The organism is Mucilaginibacter humi (assembly GCF_013087555.1).
In genome coordinates this window covers 1-21,529 of record NZ_JABFCR010000009.1, presented here as the reverse complement: position 1 = coordinate 21,529, position 21,529 = coordinate 1, and the positions used below count along the sequence as shown (strand labels likewise).

30 protein-coding genes and 6 pseudogenes are annotated in these 21,529 nt (G+C 46.6%); 13 read left to right on the top strand and 23 right to left on the bottom strand.

Annotation, left to right across the window (positions count from 1 at the left end):
- The first annotated feature begins 9 nt into the window (after window positions 1–9).
- Window positions 10–486 (top strand): cation transporting ATPase C-terminal domain-containing protein, encoded by a 477-nt coding sequence (locus HK413_RS16385; RefSeq protein ID WP_246229611.1) that lies wholly within the window; start codon window positions 10–12, stop codon window positions 484–486.
- 184 nt (window positions 487–670) lie between these two features.
- Window positions 671–832: a hypothetical protein gene (locus HK413_RS03050; RefSeq protein ID WP_175269073.1), complete on the top strand. Its 162-nt coding sequence runs from the start codon at window positions 671–673 to the stop codon at window positions 830–832.
- Between the two features lie 47 nt (window positions 833–879).
- On the opposite strand, the gene HK413_RS03045 is transcribed toward HK413_RS03050, so the two are convergent.
- The 9 genes from HK413_RS03045 to HK413_RS20600 form a co-directional block, all read right to left on the bottom strand.
- The gene (locus tag HK413_RS03045) at window positions 880–1,437 is read right to left on the bottom strand and encodes a universal stress protein (protein WP_175269089.1); all 558 of its coding nucleotides are present in this window, start codon (window positions 1,435–1,437) and stop codon (window positions 880–882) included.
- Window positions 1,434–1,742, bottom strand: a complete 309-nt coding sequence (locus tag HK413_RS03040; RefSeq protein WP_175269088.1) for a universal stress protein — start codon at window positions 1,740–1,742, stop codon at window positions 1,434–1,436. The genes HK413_RS03045 and HK413_RS03040 overlap by 4 nt, the downstream gene beginning before the upstream one ends.
- A gap of 274 nt (window positions 1,743–2,016) precedes the next feature.
- Complete coding sequence (locus HK413_RS21900) at window positions 2,017–2,100, bottom strand: hypothetical protein (RefSeq protein WP_394353119.1); 84 nt, start codon at window positions 2,098–2,100, stop codon at window positions 2,017–2,019.
- 94 nt (window positions 2,101–2,194) lie between these two features.
- Window positions 2,195–2,581 carry a DUF4142 domain-containing protein gene (locus tag HK413_RS19165; RefSeq protein WP_217452002.1) on the bottom strand — a complete coding sequence of 129 codons (387 nt, stop codon included), beginning with the start codon at window positions 2,579–2,581 and terminating at the stop codon, window positions 2,195–2,197.
- A gap of 58 nt (window positions 2,582–2,639) precedes the next feature.
- Complete coding sequence (locus HK413_RS03030) at window positions 2,640–3,179, bottom strand: hypothetical protein (protein ID WP_217452001.1); 540 nt, start codon at window positions 3,177–3,179, stop codon at window positions 2,640–2,642.
- Window positions 3,134–3,400 (bottom strand): hypothetical protein, encoded by a 267-nt coding sequence (locus tag HK413_RS14575; protein WP_217452000.1) that lies wholly within the window; start codon window positions 3,398–3,400, stop codon window positions 3,134–3,136. Before HK413_RS14575 ends, HK413_RS03030 begins: the two co-directional genes overlap by 46 nt.
- A 44-nt stretch (window positions 3,401–3,444) precedes the next feature.
- Entirely contained in the window at window positions 3,445–4,677 is a 1,233-nt protein-coding gene (locus tag HK413_RS20610; protein ID WP_175269087.1) for a sensor histidine kinase, read from the bottom strand.
- A gap of 64 nt (window positions 4,678–4,741) precedes the next feature.
- Complete coding sequence (locus tag HK413_RS20605) at window positions 4,742–5,101, bottom strand: winged helix-turn-helix domain-containing protein (protein WP_317169237.1); 360 nt, start codon at window positions 5,099–5,101, stop codon at window positions 4,742–4,744.
- Entirely contained in the window at window positions 5,098–5,421 is a 324-nt protein-coding gene (locus tag HK413_RS20600; protein ID WP_317169236.1) for a response regulator transcription factor, read from the bottom strand. Before HK413_RS20600 ends, HK413_RS20605 begins: the two co-directional genes overlap by 4 nt.
- A gap of 115 nt (window positions 5,422–5,536) precedes the next feature.
- On the opposite strand from HK413_RS20600, the gene HK413_RS03015 reads away from it, so the two are divergent.
- Window positions 5,537–6,037 (top strand): cytochrome b/b6 domain-containing protein, encoded by a 501-nt coding sequence (locus HK413_RS03015; protein WP_246229609.1) that lies wholly within the window; start codon window positions 5,537–5,539, stop codon window positions 6,035–6,037.
- A gap of 235 nt (window positions 6,038–6,272) precedes the next feature.
- Here the strand turns inward: HK413_RS03015 and HK413_RS16370 are convergent, their stop codons facing one another.
- The 13 genes and pseudogenes from HK413_RS16370 to HK413_RS02965 all read right to left on the bottom strand — a co-directional run bounded on the left by HK413_RS16370 (window position 6,273) and on the right by HK413_RS02965 (window position 14,220).
- On the bottom strand, window positions 6,273–6,860 hold the full coding sequence (locus HK413_RS16370) for a DUF3570 domain-containing protein (RefSeq protein WP_317169235.1): 588 nt from the start codon (window positions 6,858–6,860) through the stop codon (window positions 6,273–6,275).
- A gap of 47 nt (window positions 6,861–6,907) precedes the next feature.
- On the bottom strand, window positions 6,908–7,525 hold the full coding sequence (locus HK413_RS16365) for a DUF3570 domain-containing protein (protein ID WP_246229607.1): 618 nt from the start codon (window positions 7,523–7,525) through the stop codon (window positions 6,908–6,910).
- A 17-nt stretch (window positions 7,526–7,542) separates the two neighbouring features.
- On the bottom strand, window positions 7,543–7,770 hold the full coding sequence (locus HK413_RS03005) for a DUF4266 domain-containing protein (RefSeq protein ID WP_175269086.1): 228 nt from the start codon (window positions 7,768–7,770) through the stop codon (window positions 7,543–7,545).
- Between the two features lie 4 nt (window positions 7,771–7,774).
- Window positions 7,775–8,146, bottom strand: coding sequence for an FAD:protein FMN transferase (locus HK413_RS20595; RefSeq protein WP_317169234.1), 372 nt, complete (start codon window positions 8,144–8,146; stop codon window positions 7,775–7,777).
- An 8-nt stretch (window positions 8,147–8,154) separates the two neighbouring features.
- Window positions 8,155–8,669, bottom strand: a pseudogene (locus tag HK413_RS20590) (FAD:protein FMN transferase).
- 221 nt (window positions 8,670–8,890) lie between these two features.
- Window positions 8,891–9,112 (bottom strand): thioredoxin family protein, encoded by a 222-nt coding sequence (locus HK413_RS16360; protein ID WP_246229605.1) that lies wholly within the window; start codon window positions 9,110–9,112, stop codon window positions 8,891–8,893.
- 382 nt (window positions 9,113–9,494) lie between these two features.
- On the bottom strand, window positions 9,495–10,328 hold the full coding sequence (locus HK413_RS02990) for a universal stress protein (RefSeq protein ID WP_175269085.1): 834 nt from the start codon (window positions 10,326–10,328) through the stop codon (window positions 9,495–9,497).
- A 340-nt stretch (window positions 10,329–10,668) separates the two neighbouring features.
- The gene (locus HK413_RS02985; RefSeq protein WP_175269084.1) at window positions 10,669–11,493 is read right to left on the bottom strand and encodes an alpha/beta fold hydrolase; all 825 of its coding nucleotides are present in this window, start codon (window positions 11,491–11,493) and stop codon (window positions 10,669–10,671) included.
- Between the two features lie 62 nt (window positions 11,494–11,555).
- Window positions 11,556–11,968: pseudogene (arr, locus tag HK413_RS21895) on the bottom strand (NAD(+)--rifampin ADP-ribosyltransferase).
- A 207-nt stretch (window positions 11,969–12,175) separates the two neighbouring features.
- The gene (locus HK413_RS16350) at window positions 12,176–12,343 is read right to left on the bottom strand and encodes a hypothetical protein (RefSeq protein WP_246229603.1); all 168 of its coding nucleotides are present in this window, start codon (window positions 12,341–12,343) and stop codon (window positions 12,176–12,178) included.
- Window positions 12,344–12,592: 249 nt separating this feature from the next.
- Entirely contained in the window at window positions 12,593–13,018 is a 426-nt protein-coding gene (locus HK413_RS02975; protein ID WP_262886754.1) for a L,D-transpeptidase family protein, read from the bottom strand.
- Between the two features lie 71 nt (window positions 13,019–13,089).
- Window positions 13,090–13,377, bottom strand: a pseudogene (locus HK413_RS21890) (L,D-transpeptidase family protein); the annotation flags it as partial.
- A 216-nt stretch (window positions 13,378–13,593) separates the two neighbouring features.
- A complete protein-coding gene (locus tag HK413_RS02965) occupies window positions 13,594–14,220 on the bottom strand; it encodes a L,D-transpeptidase scaffold domain-containing protein (protein WP_175269082.1) in 627 nt (208 codons plus the stop codon).
- A 289-nt stretch (window positions 14,221–14,509) separates the two neighbouring features.
- Here HK413_RS02965 and HK413_RS02960 point away from each other — a divergent pair.
- A pseudogene (locus tag HK413_RS02960) lies at window positions 14,510–15,316 on the top strand (universal stress protein); the annotation flags it as partial.
- 239 nt (window positions 15,317–15,555) lie between these two features.
- The gene (locus HK413_RS02955) at window positions 15,556–15,912 is read left to right on the top strand and encodes a response regulator (protein ID WP_175269080.1); all 357 of its coding nucleotides are present in this window, start codon (window positions 15,556–15,558) and stop codon (window positions 15,910–15,912) included.
- Window positions 15,913–15,923: 11 nt separating this feature from the next.
- Here the strand turns inward: HK413_RS02955 and HK413_RS19155 are convergent, their stop codons facing one another.
- Window positions 15,924–16,052 carry a hypothetical protein gene (locus HK413_RS19155; protein ID WP_262886753.1) on the bottom strand — a complete coding sequence of 43 codons (129 nt, stop codon included), beginning with the start codon at window positions 16,050–16,052 and terminating at the stop codon, window positions 15,924–15,926.
- A gap of 202 nt (window positions 16,053–16,254) precedes the next feature.
- Between HK413_RS19155 and HK413_RS02950 the strand changes: the two genes are divergently transcribed.
- The 8 genes and pseudogenes from HK413_RS02950 (at window position 16,255) to HK413_RS02915 (ending at window position 21,358) form a co-directional block, all read left to right on the top strand.
- Window positions 16,255–16,596 (top strand): CHASE3 domain-containing protein, encoded by a 342-nt coding sequence (locus tag HK413_RS02950; protein WP_175269079.1) that lies wholly within the window; start codon window positions 16,255–16,257, stop codon window positions 16,594–16,596.
- Between the two features lie 29 nt (window positions 16,597–16,625).
- On the top strand, window positions 16,626–16,946 hold the full coding sequence (locus tag HK413_RS02945; RefSeq protein WP_175269078.1) for a hypothetical protein: 321 nt from the start codon (window positions 16,626–16,628) through the stop codon (window positions 16,944–16,946).
- 261 nt (window positions 16,947–17,207) lie between these two features.
- Entirely contained in the window at window positions 17,208–17,624 is a 417-nt protein-coding gene (locus tag HK413_RS02935; RefSeq protein WP_175269076.1) for a sensor histidine kinase, read from the top strand.
- A 265-nt stretch (window positions 17,625–17,889) separates the two neighbouring features.
- The gene (locus tag HK413_RS16340; protein WP_246229601.1) at window positions 17,890–18,585 is read left to right on the top strand and encodes a hypothetical protein; all 696 of its coding nucleotides are present in this window, start codon (window positions 17,890–17,892) and stop codon (window positions 18,583–18,585) included.
- Window positions 18,586–18,729: 144 nt separating this feature from the next.
- Window positions 18,730–18,954: pseudogene (locus HK413_RS20585) on the top strand (DUF4114 domain-containing protein); the annotation flags it as partial.
- A 39-nt stretch (window positions 18,955–18,993) separates the two neighbouring features.
- Complete coding sequence (locus HK413_RS16335; RefSeq protein ID WP_317169241.1) at window positions 18,994–19,890, top strand: LruC domain-containing protein; 897 nt, start codon at window positions 18,994–18,996, stop codon at window positions 19,888–19,890.
- Window positions 19,891–20,040: 150 nt separating this feature from the next.
- Window positions 20,041–20,852 (top strand): annotated as a pseudogene (locus HK413_RS02920) (glycosyltransferase family 2 protein).
- Between the two features lie 125 nt (window positions 20,853–20,977).
- On the top strand, window positions 20,978–21,358 hold the full coding sequence (locus tag HK413_RS02915) for a response regulator (RefSeq protein ID WP_175269074.1): 381 nt from the start codon (window positions 20,978–20,980) through the stop codon (window positions 21,356–21,358).
- Window positions 21,359–21,529: the final 171 nt, after the last annotated feature.

Below are 21,529 nucleotides of genomic sequence, written 5' to 3'. Positions count from 1 at the left end.
AATGAACCGATGGAAAAAAATACGATGCTGCAAAAGCCGCGCCCGTTTAGCACCACCTTTTTCAATTGGAAGGAGTTAGCAACCAGCGTCCTGCAAGGACTGGTTATCACCTCGGGAACGCTGCTCATCTATCGGTACGCCGTTGGTAACGGCTTCAACGAAGCGGTTACCCGGACCATGGTATTTGCCTGCCTCATCAGCGCGAACATTTGGCTTACGCTTGTTAACCGCTCATTCTATTACTCGCTGTTTACTACACTCGGATATAAGAATAACCCGGTATTAGCGATCATAGGGATAACTGTGCTGCTTTCCACAGCATTGATCTATATTGCTCCTTTAGCCAATTTCTTTGGTTTCGAACCCTTGTCAGCCGCTCTGCTGGGAGTTAGCGCGGGCGCTGGGTTTATCGCCGCGGTTTGGTTCGAGCTCGTGAAATGGCGGAATCGGTCCCACATGGCTTCACTTATACCCGGGAATCGTTAGCAGATCACTTGTGTCGGTGCGCTCCGTCATGTTTTCGCTGCCGGTAAGCTACTAATTTCGTTGTATGACATTAGCAGGTGCGGGGCCGGCAACTTCTTGGCATATTGCCAATCTATCTGCCAGTATCTGGACATGCCAGAGGTGAAGGACTGAAATGGACAGCTGAATATTAATATAACAGATTATGAAGATCAATAAAGCCTGGCATGCGGAGAACGTCATGCCGAAGAACGCAACCCCGGACCAGCGGATCACCCGCACTGGCGCATCAGCAATACTGCGGTTGCCGGCCAATGCCGGAAAAATTAAAAGCCATGATCACCGGGGCAGGTACAACGATCAATGATATGGATAAAAATTAAGCGGTAGCCCTGCAGCTACCGCCTGTATCCTTTATTTATCGGCGATGGCGGCCGGGACGATAAGTACCGGCAGTTGCTGATTATCCAGCAAGGCCTGCGCCTGGTTTTGTTTCAATAGCCGGTTAAGCCAATTATGACGGTCATGTACCAGCACCAGCAGGTCGCTGCCATTAGCTGCACACAGGTGGCTAAGGCGCTTTATCAGGTCTTTGCCGCCTACTTCCCGGTAGCTGATGTCCGGGAAATTATATTTGGCCACCTGCTGCTTAAATGCTGTTTTGAGGGGATCGCTCACTGGTTTTTCGCCCCATAACGACACGTGAACGATGTCAAGGCTGAAGCCGAATATGCGCCCTATACGGGTGAGGTAATGTACCGCTTTTTGATCGGCCTGGTCAAAATCGGTAGCCACAGTAACTTTCTGCAACTTTTTCAAAGGCCGGCTCTCCGGGTGAATGAGTACCGGACGGCTGGTATGTTCGATCACTGCCGAGGTATCACTGCCCATGAGCAGGTGTTCCCGTGCTTTGCCGGTACGCGCGCCCATGATGATCAGTTCTATCTGGTCCCGTTGTAACAAGTTTTTCACTGGCTGCCCGGGCTACCCGAGGCATGACGGTCATCGATGCTCGGGTGGTGATCGCCTGCCGGCAACTGTTGGACCAGTTCCCGGAGGTCTTCTTTCAGAAACTTCAGTTTTTCTTTGCCTTCATCGGCCCACATCAATTGATCTACCGGCCGGGGTGCACCGCCATATTCCGACATGACCGGCTCACTGACATAGGTATTAAACAAGATGATATTGGCATGCAGCTTTCCCGCAAGGGTTACCGCGGCTTCAGCGGCCCGCCTGGCGTTGTCGCTGAAATCGGTGAGTACTAATATCTTTTTCATGATTTGCTGTTTGATGGTTAAAGATCGCAGCAATCAGAAAGATAAAACATGACGGGCATCAGGGAATATGCTGATAGCCAACACGAATTAATTCTTCATTTCCCGGAGGCGTACGGTATCCGGGACCCGTATCTCGCTGCCTTTCCTTTCGATGAGTCCTTCTTCTTTGAAATCGGTCAGGCATAAATGGCCACCTGTTCGGCACTCGCATCAGATTATCGGGTGATGTTGATCACTTGAGGTCAATTCCCTAAAAGGGGGTTCACGTGGTGTTTCACTTCAATTGATCATTAAGATTAGCTGCCATTTGTAGATGATGTTGAAGCGTAGGCACACCTTTGGCGGCAAAGGCTTTAATTTCAGGATCCTTACCGTCCCGGCTTCTTTTTCAAACTCGCTGATGTCTTCCTTATGATCACCCACCATAAAACTGATATAAGCTTTATCAAAAGCTAAGCCCTTTTTGCCGTGATTTCATCAATGTGTTTTTGAAAGTCGCTGCCGGTTCGGGTCGGAATGGTAATGTGTTTCGCTGTAGCCAAACTGGTAAGTACTGCCTTATCCTTGGCATGATCCGTAACCATGGTCTGACCAAATTTCTTAACGCCCGGCGTTGCGGCATGTTTTGCTGCATACGAACCCAATTCCGTTTCCATGGTAACGCCACTGGTTGCCTTTACTACAAATTTTGTATCTGTTTCAATTTGTCTAATAGACGTGTCACGATCAGCTTTTTGACTGTTCTGGTGATCGGCGATCTTCTCACTATCAGTTGTTTGATGACAGGCGCTTACCATTACTGATAGCAAGCCCCAAATAAGTATGTTTTTCCGCAGCATAATCCCAATATTTAATTAAAAAGGGCAAAAAATATGCCAGCTATGATCATTAAGACTATTAAAACCGGCGGCCGAGGATCAATTTGACAATAAGCTTGTCGGTAACGGAGGTAAAGCCGTAGCCGATACCGACATTGCATTCCCAATTGGGGTCAAGATCGAGATCGGTGGCGGCAAAAAGCTGGTGTTCCTGCTGCTGATAAGGATAATAATGAAAAAAGGGCCCGGTGCTGCCATAATACTCCAAACCAATGGCCACGACTTTACTCAAGTTGTAACTGCCTTTAATATTCGGTGAAAAGATAAATCCGGTATTGGCGTCGGGGCCGGCAAAGCTTTTCTCCACTGTCGGGTTCAGCGCGAGATAGACCTTGTTCCATGTTTTGTCTACGATTGGCCTGATCTCCAAAGAGCAGGTGTTTGCATCAAAGGCTAGTTTTTGGAACCCAAATTCGGTAGACAAGCTTACCCCAACTGGCCAGTGCCATTCTACAGGCGCAGTAACGCGCGGCCGTATATGGGAGCCTACATAAGCGGTGCGGCCATCATTTCCTATTGAATTAAAAATATAGAATCCGGTTTCGAACCAGTCGTCCAACCATGCGTGAGTTCGATAGTTTCATGAAGGACATGATTCGTGGGCAATTCCGGGCCTGAACCGAATTTACTGCCGTTAGTTGTATAATTACTATGCAGTTCGACCATGGTTCGGCCTTTTTCAACTGTTGGCGAGCCGTAGACCTCGATTTCATAATTATCCTGGGCCTGTACGCTGAGCACAAATAATAATGCAGAAAAAAAGAGATAATATTTTTTCATCGATAAGGGAGGCATCTTCAATTGCTTAAGGAATGCTCCCGAAACTAACAGGTAATTCTGAGTATAATCTGAAGTCTGTCGATATCGTTTTGCCCTATCTTAGAAAGTGATTGTAAAGGTATGCCAGTCCCGGCGAAATCATGCCGGATGTCGAAACCATTTTGCCGGCAAATGTTTTTTACCAAAGCCAGTCCCAAACCCATTCCACTGGATTGTTTACTTTTTTGAAAGCGCTCAAATATTTGTTCGCTGCCGAGCTTAATGGGCTGGCCGGTATTTTTAATGACCAACCGATCCCTGTCCAGGGAGATCTCGATCCGGCCATGCTGTTCATTATGCCGGATCGCGTTGCTGAGCAGGTTGTTCAATAAGATCTCCATCAGATATTTACTGGCGATTACCTCTTTATCCGCCAATTGTTGATGAATAAGGATATCTTTTGATCTGGCCACTTCCTGAAACTGCTGGATCTTTTCGACGATCATTTGTTTCAGGTCGACCGGCTCATCGTCCCTGATCAATTCATTATCCAATTTAATCAGTAGTAACAAGGCCTGATTCAGCCGCGTCAATTTGCTGATGGATCTGTAAATATCGTTTACCTGCTCTAACTGGTCGGGTCTTAAGGTTTCATCCTGTATAAAGGTATCCAGCTTGGTTGTGACGACGGCGAGCGGCGTCATGAGTTCGTGCGAAGCATTTTCTGTAAAAAGCTTTAAGTTCCCGTATTCCGCTTTAACCCGCTCGTACATGTCGCGAATGGCGGCATTCAGCTCTGTGAATTCATCGACTTTGCTGCTCTTAAATGAAAACTGCGTATTGCCGGCCACATCGAATGTTTTGATTTCCCTGAGTGTGGTGTGGAAAGGCTTCCAAAGTCCATTCAATACATATTTATTGGTGATAAACAAAACAACTAATAAGCCGGCTATTAAACCCGGGGTGATCAGACTAATGATCCCGACCAGCGACCGGGTGCTTTCCCGGGATATGGTGATAATGACCTTATAGCGTTGATCCCCAGCCGTGACCAGGTCTTCCACAGCCCGGCCGGCTTCGGTCCGTTTTTCCCTGAAATTACGGTAAACCGTGTCAAAGTACCGCCGCTGAAAGATGCGCTGATCTGTCTTAATAAATATGACGTGGTCCTTGTCAAGGTCGTATTGCTGAGGTTGGGTAGTCGACTGGAGATAATCTTCCGCTTCATTCAGTGCTTGTGACAAGTTTCGGTCCAGTTGTACATTCGCCGTATAATTGATCGCAAAAAAATAGATCACCGCTCCTAAAAAAGTACCGCCAGGCTAATGAGCATACTGGCCTTTGTATAATGCGCGGCCAGCTTCATGGTGCTATAAATTTATACCCCACGCCATAAATGGACCTAACATAATCCCTCGAACCGGCATCCATGAGCTTTTTACGCAAATTCTTGATATGGGTATAAATGAAATCAAAACTATCATGCAAATCCATTTCATCGCCCCATAAATGTTCCGCTATCGCGCTTTTAGAAATGATACGGCCTTTATTTGCCAAAAAATACAGCAGCATATCGTACTCTTTTTTTTTAGTGAGAACAACCGGTGCGTCGTTAACCTGAACGTTTCTGCCCAGCACATCGATAACGATCTCATGAAAGATCAGTTTGCTGTTCGTATTCAATGTTTTACGCCGGAACACAGCCATAAGCCGGGCTTTCAATTCGGCCAGTGGAACGGTTTGGTCAGGTAATCATCGGCGCCTACATTCAGCCCGTTCAGCTTATCATCCAGGGAATTGCGTGCGGAAATGATCAATACCGCTTCCATTTTACCCTGTGCTTTCAAATATTCGAGTACGGTAAAGCCGTCGCCATCGGGCAGGCCGATATCCAGCAATACACAATCGTAATGATAATCCGTAAGTTTACGAAGCGCATCCTCCAGGTTGCCGCAGCTTTCGCAGATATTGCCGTCAGCGTTCAGGTAGTCCGTAATGTTTTCCCGCAAACTTTGTTCATCTTCAATGACCAGTAGTTTCAATGCTTTTTAATTAAAATAAACAGATAAATGGAGAAAATCTGAAGTTGCGGCGCGCACTTCAGATTTTCTCCTAAATTAACCAGTAATTTTCCCTATATCAAAATGTAATAAACCTATGACTGTTATAGAGCCAACCCGCAGAAACATCGAAAGACCTGATCAAATAAAGAAAAATTCTGCCAGATTGCGTTTTTGGCACTGGGCCACCGCCGCTACGATCACTGGCTCCCTGCTAACCGTGTTGATCAATTCTACTCTTACCGACCGGGCTACCATCACGCGTGTGCTGCAGAACGAATTGGGAAAAGACAGCGTAACGGTTACCGCGCAGCAGGCAGGTTCAGTAGCACATGCCTTAGGTGATAAAGTATGGGAGGTGCATACCTATTTCGGCTATGTTTTAGCGGGCTTATTTCTTTTCCGGCTGGTACTGGAAGCATTTCAACTGGCGGACCAGAAATTTCTGCGAAAACTTCGTTCGGCTTACCTTCAATTCCGGGTAATTAAAAAAAACCGGGAGATCGCCCGACATGAGTGGGCGGTCAAAAGCCTTTACGCGGGTTTCTATGTGCTGCTCGGGGTATTGGTCATCACCGGATTATTCCCCGGCTTTTGAAGACCTGCTGGCACCTTTCAAATCCATTCGCCACAGCGTCAAAGAGGTACATGGCTTCTGCATGTACCGGTTTTAGCTTTTATCGCCGTTCACCTGGCTGGCGTGTTCCCCGGCCGAACGGAAGGATAGCCCGGGCATTGTCTCGGATATGATCAATGGCGGAAAGTCTTTTTAATCGCCGTTGATCAGCTTCGTCATCAGAAAGGCGGCAACGGCGGCCGATAGTGCATTATCGTTATTTAAATTTCATGGCTAAAGTTACAATATTGGAGTTTAAACCGGTGGAACGCATATAATGACCGGCCCGGATCTCCGGGGAGTTAAAGTGCTGCCAGCCAAATACGCCATTTGGCGGCGACAACCGGATGTTTGCCCCCATAAAGTTGCTGTTAAGGGTGGAAAGATCGTAATCACTGGTATAATAGGTTTCTGACGGGCTGTGCTGGCCATAAGGCGCAAAATACCGGGTGCCTTGTTGATGATTGAAACGATAATAAGGGCTGACCGAAACAAAAGAGGTTAGTTTAACCGGGATCTCCAGTTCCGCAGTGTGCGCCCTGATTCCCCAGCTATCCGTGTAATACCGATAGAAAGTCCGGATAATAAAATGGTCGTCGAGAAAATAATTCAATCTGACAGCGACCGGAAGTTTGTAGCGAGTGCCGGGTAGGTTTTCGATACGCTCGTTAAAAATGCTGGCGGTTGGCCCTGCGCCGGTGGCAAAGTTGCCATTAAAATATACCCGCTGATATTCGGTGGCCAGCAAACCTTTCTGATAAGACGGCTCGACGATCACTGCCATTTGCAGGCGTTGCGTGATCACTTGCGAGAGGGAGAAAGATGTGCTGAATGAATTACGGGGCCGGTGGTCTACTGGGTGCCGGTCTTCGTGTTCGGACCCTGAACCGTAACCCGGTGGCCGGAGCTCCACGGGAAGAATAACTTTCCGTGTATCCGGAAGGCTTGCGCTTTAAGATCAAACTGGGTATTCTTATTTTTGGAGAGCAAAGTCAAGTTCAATCCTCCACCAAAAGACTGGTAGTCGAATTCGTGTGAATACGACGCTGTTAGCCCGAATGCCCGGCCGGTTTTGTCATCGGATATCGTCCAGTTGAACGAGGGATAAACCCCGGTATCCTGCATAGAAGCGGAGGAAACGGTGTAAGGATCGATCTTATCAGAAGAGGCTGATGTATAATGATCTACACCCAATTCAAAATTAAACGTATGTTTTTTACCACGAATACCATATTTGGACAGTTGCAGGTCAAAGGTATTCGCGAAATCTGTTAGCTTTTCAGACCCGATACCACCGGTAACCGCCGAGTTGTTGCCGTTTTGGTGGTAATAAGCAGATACAATATTGATCTCGTCTATCTTCAATTTGCGGGCTTCATAATTACTGGAGTCCCTGACCGGCTTGGTTTGAGCATGCGAGGCCGCAATACTTAAGTAAAGCGCTGCAATGCAGGTATATATTTTCCTCATCGTTCTGTTCGTCTATATTAATTACAGCCGCAGCCACCGCCGCTTTTTCCACCGTTGGCGCCTGAACCGGCTTCCCGGTACAATTGAAAGCTCTGTTCGAATTTTTGTGATTTACGGGCCACGAGGTCCATCTCGGTATCATTAAGGCGGTTTTTTTGATACGCTTTTACGGACATGCAGGAAGTCAGTCCGGATGTTACCATGATGGCAAGAAAGGCCAACAGCAGGATAGTTTGTTTTTTCATAGCATCAGTGTTTAACATTTATATTTTTAGAGGTATAGACTTGATTATGATCGTCGACGATGATACAGGCAACGTGTTGCAACTGGTCGATCAGGTTAAGGCCGACACGGACCCCCATCACGGTGACCGGAGTAGCCATGGCATCGGCAAATTCTGCATTGGGGCATATGATGCTGACGCTTTTAATGCCGCTAACCGGCAAGCCCGTTTTAGGGTCGATCGTATGCGAGTACCTTTTGCCATCAATAATGGCATATTTCGCATAATTCCCAGAGGTAGCAATCGCCATATTGCTGATATTCAACGTGGAGAAGGGCGTGTCGCATTGATCCGGGTCGGCTATCGCTATCGTCCGGGGTCTGCCGTTTGGTTGCACACCCCAGGTTACCGGTCGCCTGCCGCATTGACAATGCCACTGGTAACGCCCGCACGTTGCAGCACATCTTTGGCACGATCAGCGGCATAGCCTTTACCAATACCCCCAAAACCAATCCGCATCCCCTTTTCTTTCAGGAAAACCGAGGATGTCGTGGCATCAAGCAGGACATTCTTATAGTTGATCAGCCGGACAGCTTTCTTAGCTGTTTCGCGATCGGGTAAAGCGGTCATATGCGGGTCGAAGTTCCATAGCCGCTTGTCGATGGAGCCATAAGTAATGTCAAAGGCGCCCGGGTCAGCTCGGATATTTTGAGTGAACGGGCGATCAGTTGAAACACCTCGTCGGCTACCTTTACCGGTGCGATCCCGGCGCTTGCATTAATTTGATTGGTTTGACTATCGTCACTAAAGGTCGTCAGTAGTTTTTCGATCCTGCTAATCTCTGCGACGGCCAGGTCAATGCATTGATCAGCCCGCTGGCTGTCATCATCAACCACACTGATCTCAAAGCGGTTCCCCATCAGCTTCAGTACGCGCTTATGTACCGAAAGCTGCGTTGTGGCATCAACGGCCTGTATCATAGGTTTTGATTTGATCGATAAACTGATCCGGGGTCTCATCAGGATAGCCATCCCGGCTTTCAATACCTTACCATGTTCGTCGATCAGTAAAGTGTAGGGGAATTTCCCGTCGGGATTATACCGGTCAGCCAGTGCTTCATTGAGCTTCACCTGCTCCTTGCTTAACTGATTTTTCTTCTGCCGGGGAAATCAGCGCGTACCAATAACAGGTGCGTTGATGCATAATTTGTAAAGTTCGACGATTCCAATATTTCTTTACGCAGGCGTATACACGGCCCGCACCAGTCAGAACCGGAGAAGTTGACAAGAATAAGTTTATGTGATTTAACCGCCTCGTCCGAGGCTGTTTTAAAGTTACCTAACCAGGTCGCCGCAGTTTGCAAGCAAAAAAGCTAATCAGCAAAAGTTTCATATCATCTTCAATTATTTGACGGATCTTATCCGCCTCCATTCTTCACGATCCCACCTAAATGGAACGATATACTGCAATGGTATCATTCAATTCTGTAGTTGGGATGAAAAAGCAAGGCGTTCCTGCAATCTTAATGTCAAAAACAACTTTAGTATTCCTACGGGTTCCGGTCCTGTTTCAACTTATGCCACCGAACAGAGCACCTTACCCATCCCAGTCCATTGCGTGTTAGTGCGCAGGAGCCGCTTTATCAACGGCTCAATAACAATATTGTTGCGCTGATCGGCACATTGGTCATACCGGAAAGTGCAGAAACGATTAAACACAACTGCCCGCTGAACTGTGACTAAGCGCTACTTACTATGGGCTATAAATAAGGGCAGATCCAATGCCTCCATTAATTTATTGGCCATGCTGCTGTTGAACATGCGTGAAACGGCGCCGCGGCTATAAGCTCCCATGACGATCACTGTGCCGGGCGCGGCCTTTTTCAGGTGGGCCACCAGTGTGTCTTCCGGTTCGCCGGTTAGTTGCGTAATCACCGGCTCCTCGAAATGGCAGCGTGCATACTCGCCCACCATGTCACCCTCAGGGAGCAAGGCGAGTTTTCGTTCGTTGACATAAACGATCTCGACAGGGTATTTTGTCGTCCAGGGAAACAGGTAAGTGAACATTTTGAGTGCATATACTGACGACGGGTGCCCGTCATAAAGCACGACGACTCGCTCAATGGGTTGATGAACCGGAGGTACGACCAGCACGGGACTCTGTGCGCCTGCCAGTAATTCTTTTACAAAAGGCGTTGGCTTTTCCTGCTTAAAGTGATTCAGCGTTTCGTTTGCGCCGATAATGATGAGGTCTGCGTAAACGCTTTCTTTAAGCAAGTCAGTGATAGCGAAGCTTTTATCCTGATGAACCGTAGTTGACAGCTCGTTTATCGCAGGTGTTTTTGAATGACTCAACCGATTGTTGACGCGTCTCCTCGTCTTTTTTAACAAATGGTGCAGTTTTGTTTGCGATATGCCCCGGCTGCCTACCATATCGAACAAGTTGAAACTATGATAAAGGAAGTCTTCCAGAAAGACGCCGGCGACCACAGATTTACCCCGGATGGCAAGTTCGACCGAATAACCGAGGGTAGCTTCAGAGAATTTCAGGCCATCGAAGGCCGCGATGATCTTTTTCATATCGCTTTTATTGTTTGTCTGATCAAATATAACGTGCATGTTGTCCCGGGTAAATGACCGTGATCAGCTTAGCTGTTGATGCCTGTCACCGCAGGTCAAATTAAAAAAGAGGCTATGATCGAACGACCTATTAGCCGGAAGCACCCGGGCCACGCATGACCAGCATCAGGCAGCAAACTGATCACGGTCACGGGATCCCGGCGTGTCTATCGCTACTTTTGATCAACTGATGGATGGACGTTGGCCCTGTTTCAGCCAGTGCAACTTCGGTTGCATTGCGGAGCCGGCAGAGTCCGGCTCCGATTTTATGGGGATTTAGATCGGAAACGGCTAATCTCATTTAAATCAAATGACGTAATTTACTTAAATTAGGGTGGCTATTGTCCGGGGCAAATTCAGTCAGACAAAAAAACTGCCGTAAAAGAGTCATTAACACAGCGGGTTGTTCTCTATAAACTTCGTGACCGGCAAAAGGAATATTACATAAATTGGCGTTATCGAGCAGGTCGGCCAGTTCTGCAACGAATTTTCGTTTGGTGAGCGGGTCCCGGTCGCCACGAATGATCAGGGCATCTGCTTTGAAGTTTTTTACATCTTCGCCGGGATAACTACCTTCATTGAGCCACATTTGCACCAGTTCACGGGCCAACCGATCAAAGTCGGGCCGCGGGTTTACCTTTTCATACAATTCCACGGTTTTCGGAAACTTCTTTCTCCAGCTTTCCGCAGTTGTTCCGCTCAAAAGTTGATATGTTTCCGTTACATTGTCGCTGTGCCATCTGGCGCCAATGGTTATCAGTTTGTTGATCTTTATATTGCTATAAGCTGCCAGCCGGTACGCTACTACTCCGCCATCACTGATGCCGAAAACGCTTGCTTCTTCTATGCTTAAATGCTTCAATACCACTTCTGCGTCTTCTTGCAGACGCTCATAACTTAACACGACATTGCCCGGGGTCGACTTTCCCTGCCCACGACTATCGATCCCGATAATATGCATCGAAGAACCGATGGCATCCAGTATCGGGTTAAAATCCAAAAGGCTGCCAAACCCGCCGTGTAACAGGACAACTGCCTCTCCATTAGGATCTCCGATTTGATGGTAGTAAATTTCAGCGCCTTCAACCAAAAGGCTCGAGCCTGATTGATGATCAAATGTTTTCATAGGCTGTTAATGTGCTCTTACTTGTAAACGCACCAAAATAGCTATGGTTTTACCTTCGCCTGTCAATTGATGATCTCGCCTTGATTATTCGCCAATTTTTCGCGCCATTGCTGTAGTTGTTCCGGCGTTTGTTTTACCCAATCTGTTATCTCGCCTATGACCTTCAAAGGTTCTTTAGTCCGGTAAGAACGGGTAGGGTTGCCCGGAAACTTTTTGTTGGTAACATTGGGGTCATCCTCAAAACTCCCGTTGGCCTCAACAATATAAACGCGCTGTGGGTCGTCACCCTTGGCTAAAGCAGCCGCCGGCCTGCCCCATTGACCAGGGCAGTGAAGTAAATATGGCTCATGACCAGTTCCGGTTGGTAGTTGGATGCATATCCGGCAGTCAGCAGATCACCGACCTTTAGGCCTGCTCTGGTGCCATGATAAAAAGGGCCACTATCAGAGGGTTGACTTACCGATGCCAAAGCCAGGTCATGTTGCTGCTTTGCCTGATCAAGATCGCCCAGCGCTTCGTAACATTTAGCAATATTGGTATAATGCCGAAAAAGCGGCCTTGACCGCTTCATTATTCATACTTAAAGCCAGCTGCAATGCGGTTTCATACCACTTTAACCTATCAGCCACCTTTATTTGCCGCCTGGCGACGTACCAGGCAGCAATAAACTTTTCAAAGTCGTTTATCGCTTCGTCCCGGCTTGACGAAATAGCTGAACCGCTGTTTCGAAATTCCCGGCTTCTTCGCTTTGCATGCCCTGTAGGCAAAGCTGTACAATGGGGTTATTCGGGTTAAATTCCATGGTTATCTTTTCAGAAAATGTTCTTATTTCTTCGAAAATAGTGGGCATAACCGGTAAAAATCAGGATTTGAAGTATATTTTTTTAAGCGCACTATAGCACTTATTCCTACGTTATACTACAAATACCACAGTTTTGTAGCCAGGTAACACCTCGCTTTCAGTTATACCATGTTGGCTAAGCGTTACTCTTAGGGACATGTACTAAGAAACAGCGACTTCATGACCGCTATTTTTGATAAAATTAAGCCAGCGCCTGTTGCTCTGAATGATCGTGGTTAACGATCAGCATGAGAGCGATCATTCATTACCTGCAATAAGTAAGGCCTGAAGCAGGCGTTGATCCAGCCCATAAATATCTTTACGGAAATTTAGCCGCCCGGACCGGTCGACAAATGCTGTAAAGTAAGCGATGAATACTGGGGTGGCCCGACTAAGTGTGAGGAACTTTTCGTTGCCGGCTTTCCTGTAGGCATTTATTTTTTCCGGCGACCAATCCGGGCGATCCTTCAATAAAAAAGCGGCCAGCCGCCCCGGTTCGCTAATCCGTATGCAACCATGGCTAAAAGCCCGGAGGTTTTCGTCGAACAGCGATTTGGATGGCGTGTCATGCAAATAGATATTGTAGCTATTTGGAAAAAGGAACTTGATGGATCCCAGTGGGTTATCCGGCCCGGGTTTTTGCCTGACGACGGGCAAGCCGTCTTTGTAGCCGGTGATCTCCATGTGGTGGCTTGCCGGTAATTCACATCACGGCGTAAGGCCGGTACCACCTCTTCCCGGAGTATACCCGGTGGCACGTTCCAGTAGGGGCTAAAGACGATCTGTTTCAGTTCGCCGTAAAATACCGTCGTCCGGTGCATGGTTTGGCCGACCACCGCATTGCAGCTCCAGAGCAAACTATCGCCATGATAAACATGCAGCTTAAATTCAGGGATATTGACCGCCAGGTAATCACCGCTGAGCTCGACTGGCAGCCAGCGGCTGCGCTCTATATTCACGATCAGTTGACCGATCCGCTGTTGAATAGGTACATTCAGTTCCGTCAAGGTTTCTTTATTTATTACACCATTAACCTTCAGCCCATGCCGCTCCTGAAACTGCGCAACTGCTTTTTCAAGCCTTCGTCGTAGCGCGAACCGGTCGTATCACCCACGAAATCCTCCAATTGCCAGAGGCGCACTTTGATCGCCGGAACGAATCGGGAGGTATCTCCCGGGTGAAGATCTGCGGGTGGCCGGAGAACCGGCCAGGTTAGCGTTGACAAACGCCGGTATTTGGCCGGGCGCTGGCGTAAAAGCTCATATTGGCGATATACGGGAGCCTTGCCGCCGCGGTTGGTCGAACGTGCAGCGAGCAACGTATCCGGTATTGTTCATAATCGATCTTTTTACGCGGCAGGTTCCAATCGAGGGCACGGCTGAATGCCACATCCTGGCCTGTCCGGCAGTTTTGGCAAACACGAAATACTGCGCTGTTAGCATCAATTCAAGCTCAGTATTGGTTGCAGACCCGGTAAACATCAATGAATCAAGCTGCCGCTCATAAGGTGCATGTTGGTTTAACCCTTCCATCTCCGGATTGAGCACGCGGTTGACCAAATTAGAGGCTTGTTCAATAAGCTGACCATGATCAAACCAGGCATAGGCATACTGACGGTGACTGTAAAAAGCATGTATTACCGCAGCATACGGCTTGAAAGCTGTATAAGTAAGCATGAATCGCGCTATCCGGATACTATCGAAAGCAGGCTGGACCTGATTGAAGGCATTAGGGGTGGTTTGATCCCGATTGCTTCGAAGGCTGGCCGCCTTGTTGCCTCTTGCAGGAGGTAGCTGGCTACAGGCAGGCGACGATAGGAACAAGAGCAATGGTGCCAGGCACAACAGGCGATAAATGACTTTTTTAGAGCGCATTGTTTTTTTCATGGCTTAAAAATAGGTTTCCCCATCCGTACCATAAATGAGCATAGTCCCTCAAAATTATGATCTTCCACCGTTTCAGCATAAGTTTAGTAAACAAACTGTGCGGACCTTTTGGCCATGACCAGAAAATACCGCTTCTGGTTTTCCCATACCAGCCAGAGAACTGCCGCATAACACGCGTTAAGGTGACCGGCGTCACGTAATGTTGTAAAGGTCATCCCTAAATTAGCTAAATGAGAAGCGTAATCATTTTAACAGATTTCTCGGCTGCGGCCGGTGCGCTGCTGAGCGGGCAATGGTCATCGCAGCACAGTTTGGTGCCGGGGTTTGGCTGGTCAACGTATATCCCATCACACCCTATTTACCGCCGGTAGGCACAACCGCACTGCCGGTGCTGACTGCGGATGAAAAGCGCCGGGAAAGCATGAGTAAGCTAAACCGAGAAGTGCGGCGGCTGGATCGCGTAAAGTTCCGTGAGCTTTCCGGTCAACGTCCGGTGGTTCGCCCCATTGCGATGGAAGGCCAGTTGGCTGAACGGGCTGCCGCTTTAGCGCATCGAAAGAAAAGCCTTTTGATCGTCATGGGACTTTCGGAAAGGTCATATGGCGACGTGCTGTTCAAGGGCGAGGTAAAAGCTGTACTGCAGCAGGTTCGCTGCCCCGTTCTGGCATCACCCGTGGATCTCGTTGACGCGGGCGTCCATCATATCTTTTTCGCCACCGATCTTGCAGCGGAAGATGAGCCGGTGATTGGTGAGTTGGTCAATTTTGCAGCCCGGCTGAAAGCCAGACTGACCGTTGGTCATGTTTCCCGCCCGGTGCTGATACCCGACTTCGCGGAAGAAAGCCGCTCTTTAGCCTTTGGTGAAAGAATGCGGAGTTTGCATCCCGCGATCCGGTATACGAACCCGAGGGCATCCAACGTGACCGACGCGCTGGAAAAAATCAACACAGAAAAGCGGATCGATATGGTCGCCTTGCGCTATCGCGAACATCCCTTCTGGTATCACCTGTTTCATGAAAATCCGTTAAAAGAGCTTCTCAAACAGGGAAAAAGCCCTTTGTTGATCTTTCCGGAAAATGCAATGCGCCATGAATAATTTTACCCAGCGCACCTTGACAGGCATCAGGGACGAAAGTCGCCGGCCCCGGAACGGTTATCACTGGCTATTGGCAACCCTGATCTGGTGCTTTTCTCTTTTTTCCGAATAAGGCTATTTGACATAACTTACTGATAAAAAGCCCATATAAATTGTTTACCACTAATAAGAATATTTTTAACTTTACTATCTGGTTGCTGAATAACGTATTATTGAATTTGCACTAATCCATAAAAGTTATGAGAACGATCCTGCTGATAGAAGACAATAACGATATCCGGGAAAATACCTGCGAGCTGCTGGAACTTGAAGGTTACAAAGTAATCCCGGCGCTCAACGGGAAAACCGGCTTGACCACGGCCTTCGAACACCTGCCGGACCTAATCCTTTGCGATATCATGATGCCCGAGGTTAACGGTTACGAGGTGTTTGTGGGCTTACAAGCTGATCCGGCTACTCGCGCGATCCCGTTTATATTCCTGACCGCCAGTGCAGAAAATAAAGAAGTGGCCGTCGGCCGGAGATGGGTGCCAGCGGCTATATCCGCAAGCCGTTTGACCCTGAAGAGCTTTTTGAAGTCATTAGGCAGTCGTTGAAAATACCCATTCTATAGGTTCAGGTAGTAATGCCGGATACAATTCAAACGCTCATCCAGTTCGTAGATCCGGGGGACCGCGGTCGGAATATCCGGTTCGGTTACCGCTTCATCGCTCAGGTTCTCGATATATTGCACCAAAGCCCGCAAGCTGTTGCCCTCTCCATACTGCTCTACGACCGCCGCCTTGTTAAGACCTTATAACGCGCCCATAGAAAATGTTCGTTGAGCATCTAAGTACGGCATGCTGATCCTCGCTATGCTTACTATCTCCTGAAAAGGTGTTTCAGATCATTTTTCCCCGCCGGCAATCGCCGTATTCTTGAGGGTAAATATAAATAGGATGAGATCCTCTAAAGATGGCGACAGCCGGGGTTTTTTAAACGGAGGTCAACGAATTTCCGTCAGGCGGTTATCGCCCAAAATGCTGAAAGGCTTCCGGTTATTCTTTTATCTCGGTTGCGCAACTTCCATTGTACTCGTTATTGTGGTTGGTATGGTATCTTATGAGGCCCTAAACAGGCAGCAAGTGCTGGAAAAATGGGTGGAACATACCTATAAAGTGCTGAGGAAATCAGATTCGATCAGCATGTATTTTAACCAATGCTTATTGCCCGATGTTTACGTGAAGGCGCCGCATCACAAGGATAGCGCATTTTTCAGTACCCGGAACATCAACATTTAACCCGGCAAGTTGGCGAACTAAACACTTTGGTGAAAAACGACCGCTTACGGTCAAAAGAGATCCAGCTATTGCAGGGACAGATTGATAATCTCTGCCACTACGTAAACAAGGAGAGCCGGCAATTCCGTGCACAGATCGGCAAGATTAACGAAACCCTGATGCGCATGAAGCTGCTTGAAGAATCTCTTCTGACTGATCGCGAAAACGCCTATAAACGATCAGGCAGACAGACCCGTGTTATCATTGTAGTGGGCTCGTTGCTGATCCTGGTTATCGTATCCTGTTTGATCTATGTGATCCTGACCGAACTAAAAACCGGATTCGGGCTTATCAGGAAGAACATGAATTGAACCAATTGAAAAGCAGCTTTATTACCCCGGCATCGCATGAATTCCGAACGCCGCTTAGTTCGGTCCTGTTGTCGGCTACGCTGATCGAACGATACCGGAACGCAATGAAAAAGAGCCGGTGGTTAAACATGTTACAAAAATCAAACAGGTTGTGCATAACCTCGAAGGGATGCTGGAGGATTTTCTTTCACTTGAAAAACTGGAAGAAGGTTTAGTGACCGCTGAATTCAGCTCGTTTGACCTTGGTGAAGTTTGCCAGAGATGATGTCCGCCTTTGGATCAACGGCAAAATCCGGGCAGCAGCTTAGCTATGTTGTACCTGCCGAGCCGCAATCCGTGAAACTCGACCGGACACTTTTAGAGAAATCATTGAGCGGCCTGCTATCTAATGCGATTAAATATGCCGGGGACGACGCCCATATTTGCTTAACAACGGAAGTCACTGCCGGCAACGTCATCATCAGCGTTAAAGACGATGGCATTGGGATCGCAGAAGAGGATCAGAAAAAGCTTTCTACCATCTTTTACCGGGTAAGCAACACCGGCCATATTGCCGGCACGGGACTGGGCCTAAACCTTGTTAAACGCTATGTTGAACTCATGAACGGAACGTTCAGGTTCTCAAGTGTTCCGCACGAAGAGACCTGTTTTACGATGACCTTTCCGGTTAAAGAATGAATACCCAATAGTCCCTGACTCCTCCCATTATTATTACTCACATGTGGGAATATCTTCCACATCCAAATATTTATTGGGCAAAATTTCCAGCAGCTGATGACTTTGGAACTTTTTTTGCTGAATATCGTATAAATACTTAAAGTTAAAATTCAGTCTTTATAATTAAATGATGAAAAAAATATCTACATTTTTATGCCTTGCTGGTTTATTTATTTTAGTTTCATGTAAAAAAGATAATTCGCAAAATAATGATACTGAGCCGAATGTGACCAAAATAGCACCTGACGGCTTTAATTTTTCTACCTCGAGGAATGTAAATTTGAGCGTTAGCCTGCGTACTAATAATGATCAGCCCCCGGCTGGCGTGGTAGTAAGTGTTTATGCTCCTGATAAAGTTGATTCAGGGGATCCGGTATTTAAAGGCATAACTAATAATGCGGGCATTTTAACAGCAATAGTTACTGTACCCTCGTACTATGGCAAACTGGTAATTGATCCTGCGTATGTTGGTTTATTGCGAAATGCGACAGCCACAATTAATAATGGTAGTATCTCGGTAATAATTGGTGGTAAGGACGGTTATAGCGGCGATATTGTGGCTGATGCCGTTAATAATAAGGTTGAAGTTACTCCCGGTAATGGTTCAATAAAAACCAATGGATTTGTGTCTACCGAAATTGGCTATCCCAGCGGCTATACTGTTTCAAATGCTTTTACGTCGCCTACTAATTTAGGGCGCCCAGTATACCTTGAGGCTACAAGTGATGTAATAGACGCTTCATTATTATCATACATTAATGCATCATTGCCCGAAAGCAAACCACTAAGCACCACCCATCCGGAGTATCTGAACAATAAGGTGAACACCATTAATATAACGGCGAAAGCTGATGTATGGGTTACTTGTTTCGGAAGGTGCGGGTTTTCAAAATACTTTGGCATATTATACCTACAATACTAACAACCCACCATCAAGATCAAGCGGAGGCACACTCTTTGACGGCATTGATAAAATAACTTATGTGTTCCCTAACGCCTCGGGAAATGGTTCGGGGGAGGCTTAAAATCAGGCGACAAAGTTAAACTTGGCACTTTTGATGCCGGAACAACTGTTGCTTTTGTGCTGCTTCAAAACGCCTGGACGGGAAGTGGTGTAAGTACCAGCACAACCAAATTCTACAGCCAGAGCGATTTCAATCCCGAAACTACTGCTGCCTTACGTCAACACTCGGTTGTGCTGTATGATGATATTCACAAGCTTTACCTGATGGGCTTTGAAGACCAGAACCGGGCGAATTCTGATAATGACTTTAATGACCTTGTAATTTATGCTACTGCTAATCCTATCACAGCTATTAATAACGCCAATGTGGCTGTTATTGATAAAGGCGGAGACACAGATGGCGACGGTGTGCAGGATGAGCAGGATGCGTTTCCTAATGACGCCAGCAAAGCTTATATCAGCTACTATCCATCAAAAGACACCTACGCTAATATTGCTTTTGAAGACAACTGGCCTAAAAAAGGAGACCTCGACCTAAATGACATGGTTGTAAAATATCGCTATACTTTCATCAGTAATGCCAAAAATCAAGCGGTAAGCATGACAGGCGACTACGCGGTAACAGCGGCAGGTGCTTCATTTAAGAATGGCTTTGGTGTACAGCTACCGGTAAGTGCGTCGGCAGTACAATCTGTTACAGGTTATAAACTGTCAGCGGGCAGCTATATTACGCTGGCGGGTAACGGGGTAGAGACAGGTCAAAGCAAAGCTGTTATTATACCATTTGATAATCACGACCTGATGATTCATAATTTGGATTATTCGTTTTTTGTTAACACCCTGAATTCAAAAGATAAAGTAACCGGCGAGACCGCTTCTGTAACCGTGAATTTTACTTCACCAATAGACGTGTCAACGTTGAAAGTATCTGCCTTCAACCCGTTTCTTATCAGTAATCTTCGCCGCGGATATGAAATTCATTTGCCGGGCTTTGCACCAACAGATAAAGCTGACAGCAAATTATTTGGTACGGATGATGATAGATCGAGCGTTGCAACGGGCAAGTATTACCTTTCCGCCGATAATCAGCCATGGGCTATCAACTTCACTGAATCATTTAGTTATCCTATTGAAACCGTAAACATTAATCAAGCTTACCTGCATTTTGCTGATTGGGCCTTGTCAGGCGGAACAAGCTACACAGATTGGTACAGTAACGGAGCGGCAGGTTACCGTAATACGGGAAACATATATTCCAAATAAACCGGCAACATTATTAAACAAGCGCCGCTCCGGATGGATGCGGCGTTTTTTATTTAACATGAGGTGAAATATAAATTTGATCAGATCGAAACCGTTGTTTGACAGATTTCGTTTAAAGATGTAGATTCACCGTATCAATCAATCATTTCCATGAAACCAATTTTCATTCCGGCTTATATAAAAAATTATTTAAATGTAAACCGCAATGATGCTGCCAGTCTTGGTGCTATAAAAGTAGCCTACAGCAAAAACTTAACTACGGGCAAGCCTTTAATATCGGTAGTTATGCCCGCATATAACGAAGAGGAGAATATAGTGCCTACATTAGCTTCGCTTTGCAATAACATAACAAGCAACCCGGTCGAGATTATTGTGGTAAATAATAATTCAAAAGACAATACAGAGGCGCTTGTAAAAGCCTGCGGGGTTACCTGTGTAGATGAGACCAATCAGGGCATTACAAACGCGCGTAATAAAGGGCTTAGCCAGCAACAGGTACATACATATTAAATGCTGACGCGGATACTATTTATCCTAAGGATTGGATAGAAGAGATGACCGTGCCTTTAATAAATAACCGGGACGTAGCTATCACTTACGGAAGGTTCTCATTTATACCTATTGGCAGTACAGGGCGGGTTACCTATTACTTTTACGAAATGCTGGCCGATCTTAGCCGGTTTTATAATAATTTTAAAAAGACCGAAGCGGTTAATGTGTATGGTTTTAATTCTGGCTTTAGGCGCCAGCAAGGCTTGCAGGTTGATGGCTTTAATCACCCACCCGGCACTAATGAGGATGGCTACCGGGCATTAAAGTTAACCCAAAAAGGCTTTGGGAAAATGTATCGTGTAAGTAAGCCCAATGCAATTGTTTGGACCACCGACCGGCGCATACAAATTGACGGCGGATTATGGAAGGCTGTAAACAAGCGGTTAAAGCGGCTATTTAATATTAAATAAAAAAACTACCTCTCGGTATTGCGTAATAGGCAATTTTTTAACCTATATTTATTAAAAGAATCACTAACTTAAGATAATAAAAAAATCGCTAACTAAATATAACCGGCTACGTACAAGGGACAATTATGTTAGTGGAGCCAATATTTAATTTTCAAAAAAATATCATGAATTTTTCAAACAGCAGTCAAATAAAAATCCTTATAGTTGAAGACGACCAATTCATGCAGGCGATACTACAAAAATTTTTAAGTGCCACGTACGAAATTATAATGAAGTCTGATGGTATGGAAGCCCCGGCTTTTATGCAAAGCGGCAACCTGCCAGACCTCATCATATCCGATCTGAACACGCCTAAACTAAGCGGGCTTGCACTTATTGAGCAAACAAAACTGAGCGACTTTTTTAATTCGGTGCCTATCATCATTCTTTCTGGAGAGGATAGTTCAGAAAAACGAGTTGCGTGCCCTGGATGCCGGGGCCGACGATTTTATTGTAAAGCCATTTAATCCCGCCGAATTAAAATCGAGGATAAATGTTGTTTTAAGACGTAGCGGCAGATTGATATCAAATTTATGAGTGATACAGCCATGAAGGATCAGTCACCAATAATAGCATTGGTGGGATTTGATGATGAACTTACTGCAACATTTGCCGGTTATGACCTTGGTAACAGGCAA

Excerpts from the sequence above, each read along its gene's own strand:
- HK413_RS03040 (WP_175269088.1), bottom strand. The coding sequence starts at position 1,742 with ATGAAAAAGATATTAGTACTCACCGATTTCAGCGACAACGCCAGGCGG.
- HK413_RS02990 (WP_175269085.1), bottom strand. The coding sequence starts at position 10,328 with ATGAAAAAGATCATCGCGGCCTTCGATGGCCTGAAATTCTCTGAAGCT.
- HK413_RS19165 (WP_217452002.1), bottom strand. The coding sequence starts at position 2,581 with ATGCTGCGGAAAAACATACTTATTTGGGGCTTGCTATCAGTAATGGTA.
- HK413_RS02975 (WP_262886754.1), bottom strand. The coding sequence starts at position 13,018 with ATGGAGATCACCGGCTACAAAGACGGCTTGCCCGTCGTCAGGCAAAAA.
- HK413_RS03005 (WP_175269086.1), bottom strand. The coding sequence starts at position 7,770 with ATGAAAAAACAAACTATCCTGCTGTTGGCCTTTCTTGCCATCATGGTA.
- HK413_RS14575 (WP_217452000.1), bottom strand. The coding sequence starts at position 3,400 with ATGAAAAAATATTATCTCTTTTTTTCTGCATTATTATTTGTGCTCAGC.
- HK413_RS03015 (WP_246229609.1), top strand. The coding sequence starts at position 5,537 with ATGACTGTTATAGAGCCAACCCGCAGAAACATCGAAAGACCTGATCAA.
- HK413_RS02955 (WP_175269080.1), top strand. The coding sequence starts at position 15,556 with ATGAGAACGATCCTGCTGATAGAAGACAATAACGATATCCGGGAAAAT.
- HK413_RS02950 (WP_175269079.1), top strand. The coding sequence starts at position 16,255 with ATGAGATCCTCTAAAGATGGCGACAGCCGGGGTTTTTTAAACGGAGGT.
- HK413_RS16365 (WP_246229607.1), bottom strand. The coding sequence starts at position 7,525 with ATGAGGAAAATATATACCTGCATTGCAGCGCTTTACTTAAGTATTGCG.
- HK413_RS02915 (WP_175269074.1), top strand. The coding sequence starts at position 20,978 with ATGTTAGTGGAGCCAATATTTAATTTTCAAAAAAATATCATGAATTTT.
- HK413_RS02985 (WP_175269084.1), bottom strand. The coding sequence starts at position 11,493 with ATGAAAACATTTGATCATCAATCAGGCTCGAGCCTTTTGGTTGAAGGC.
- HK413_RS16385 (WP_246229611.1), top strand. The coding sequence starts at position 10 with ATGGAAAAAAATACGATGCTGCAAAAGCCGCGCCCGTTTAGCACCACC.
- HK413_RS02935 (WP_175269076.1), top strand. The coding sequence starts at position 17,208 with ATGATGTCCGCCTTTGGATCAACGGCAAAATCCGGGCAGCAGCTTAGC.
- HK413_RS02965 (WP_175269082.1), bottom strand. The coding sequence starts at position 14,220 with ATGAAAAAAACAATGCGCTCTAAAAAAGTCATTTATCGCCTGTTGTGC.
- HK413_RS16350 (WP_246229603.1), bottom strand. The coding sequence starts at position 12,343 with ATGCCCACTATTTTCGAAGAAATAAGAACATTTTCTGAAAAGATAACC.
- HK413_RS03050 (WP_175269073.1), top strand. The coding sequence starts at position 671 with ATGAAGATCAATAAAGCCTGGCATGCGGAGAACGTCATGCCGAAGAAC.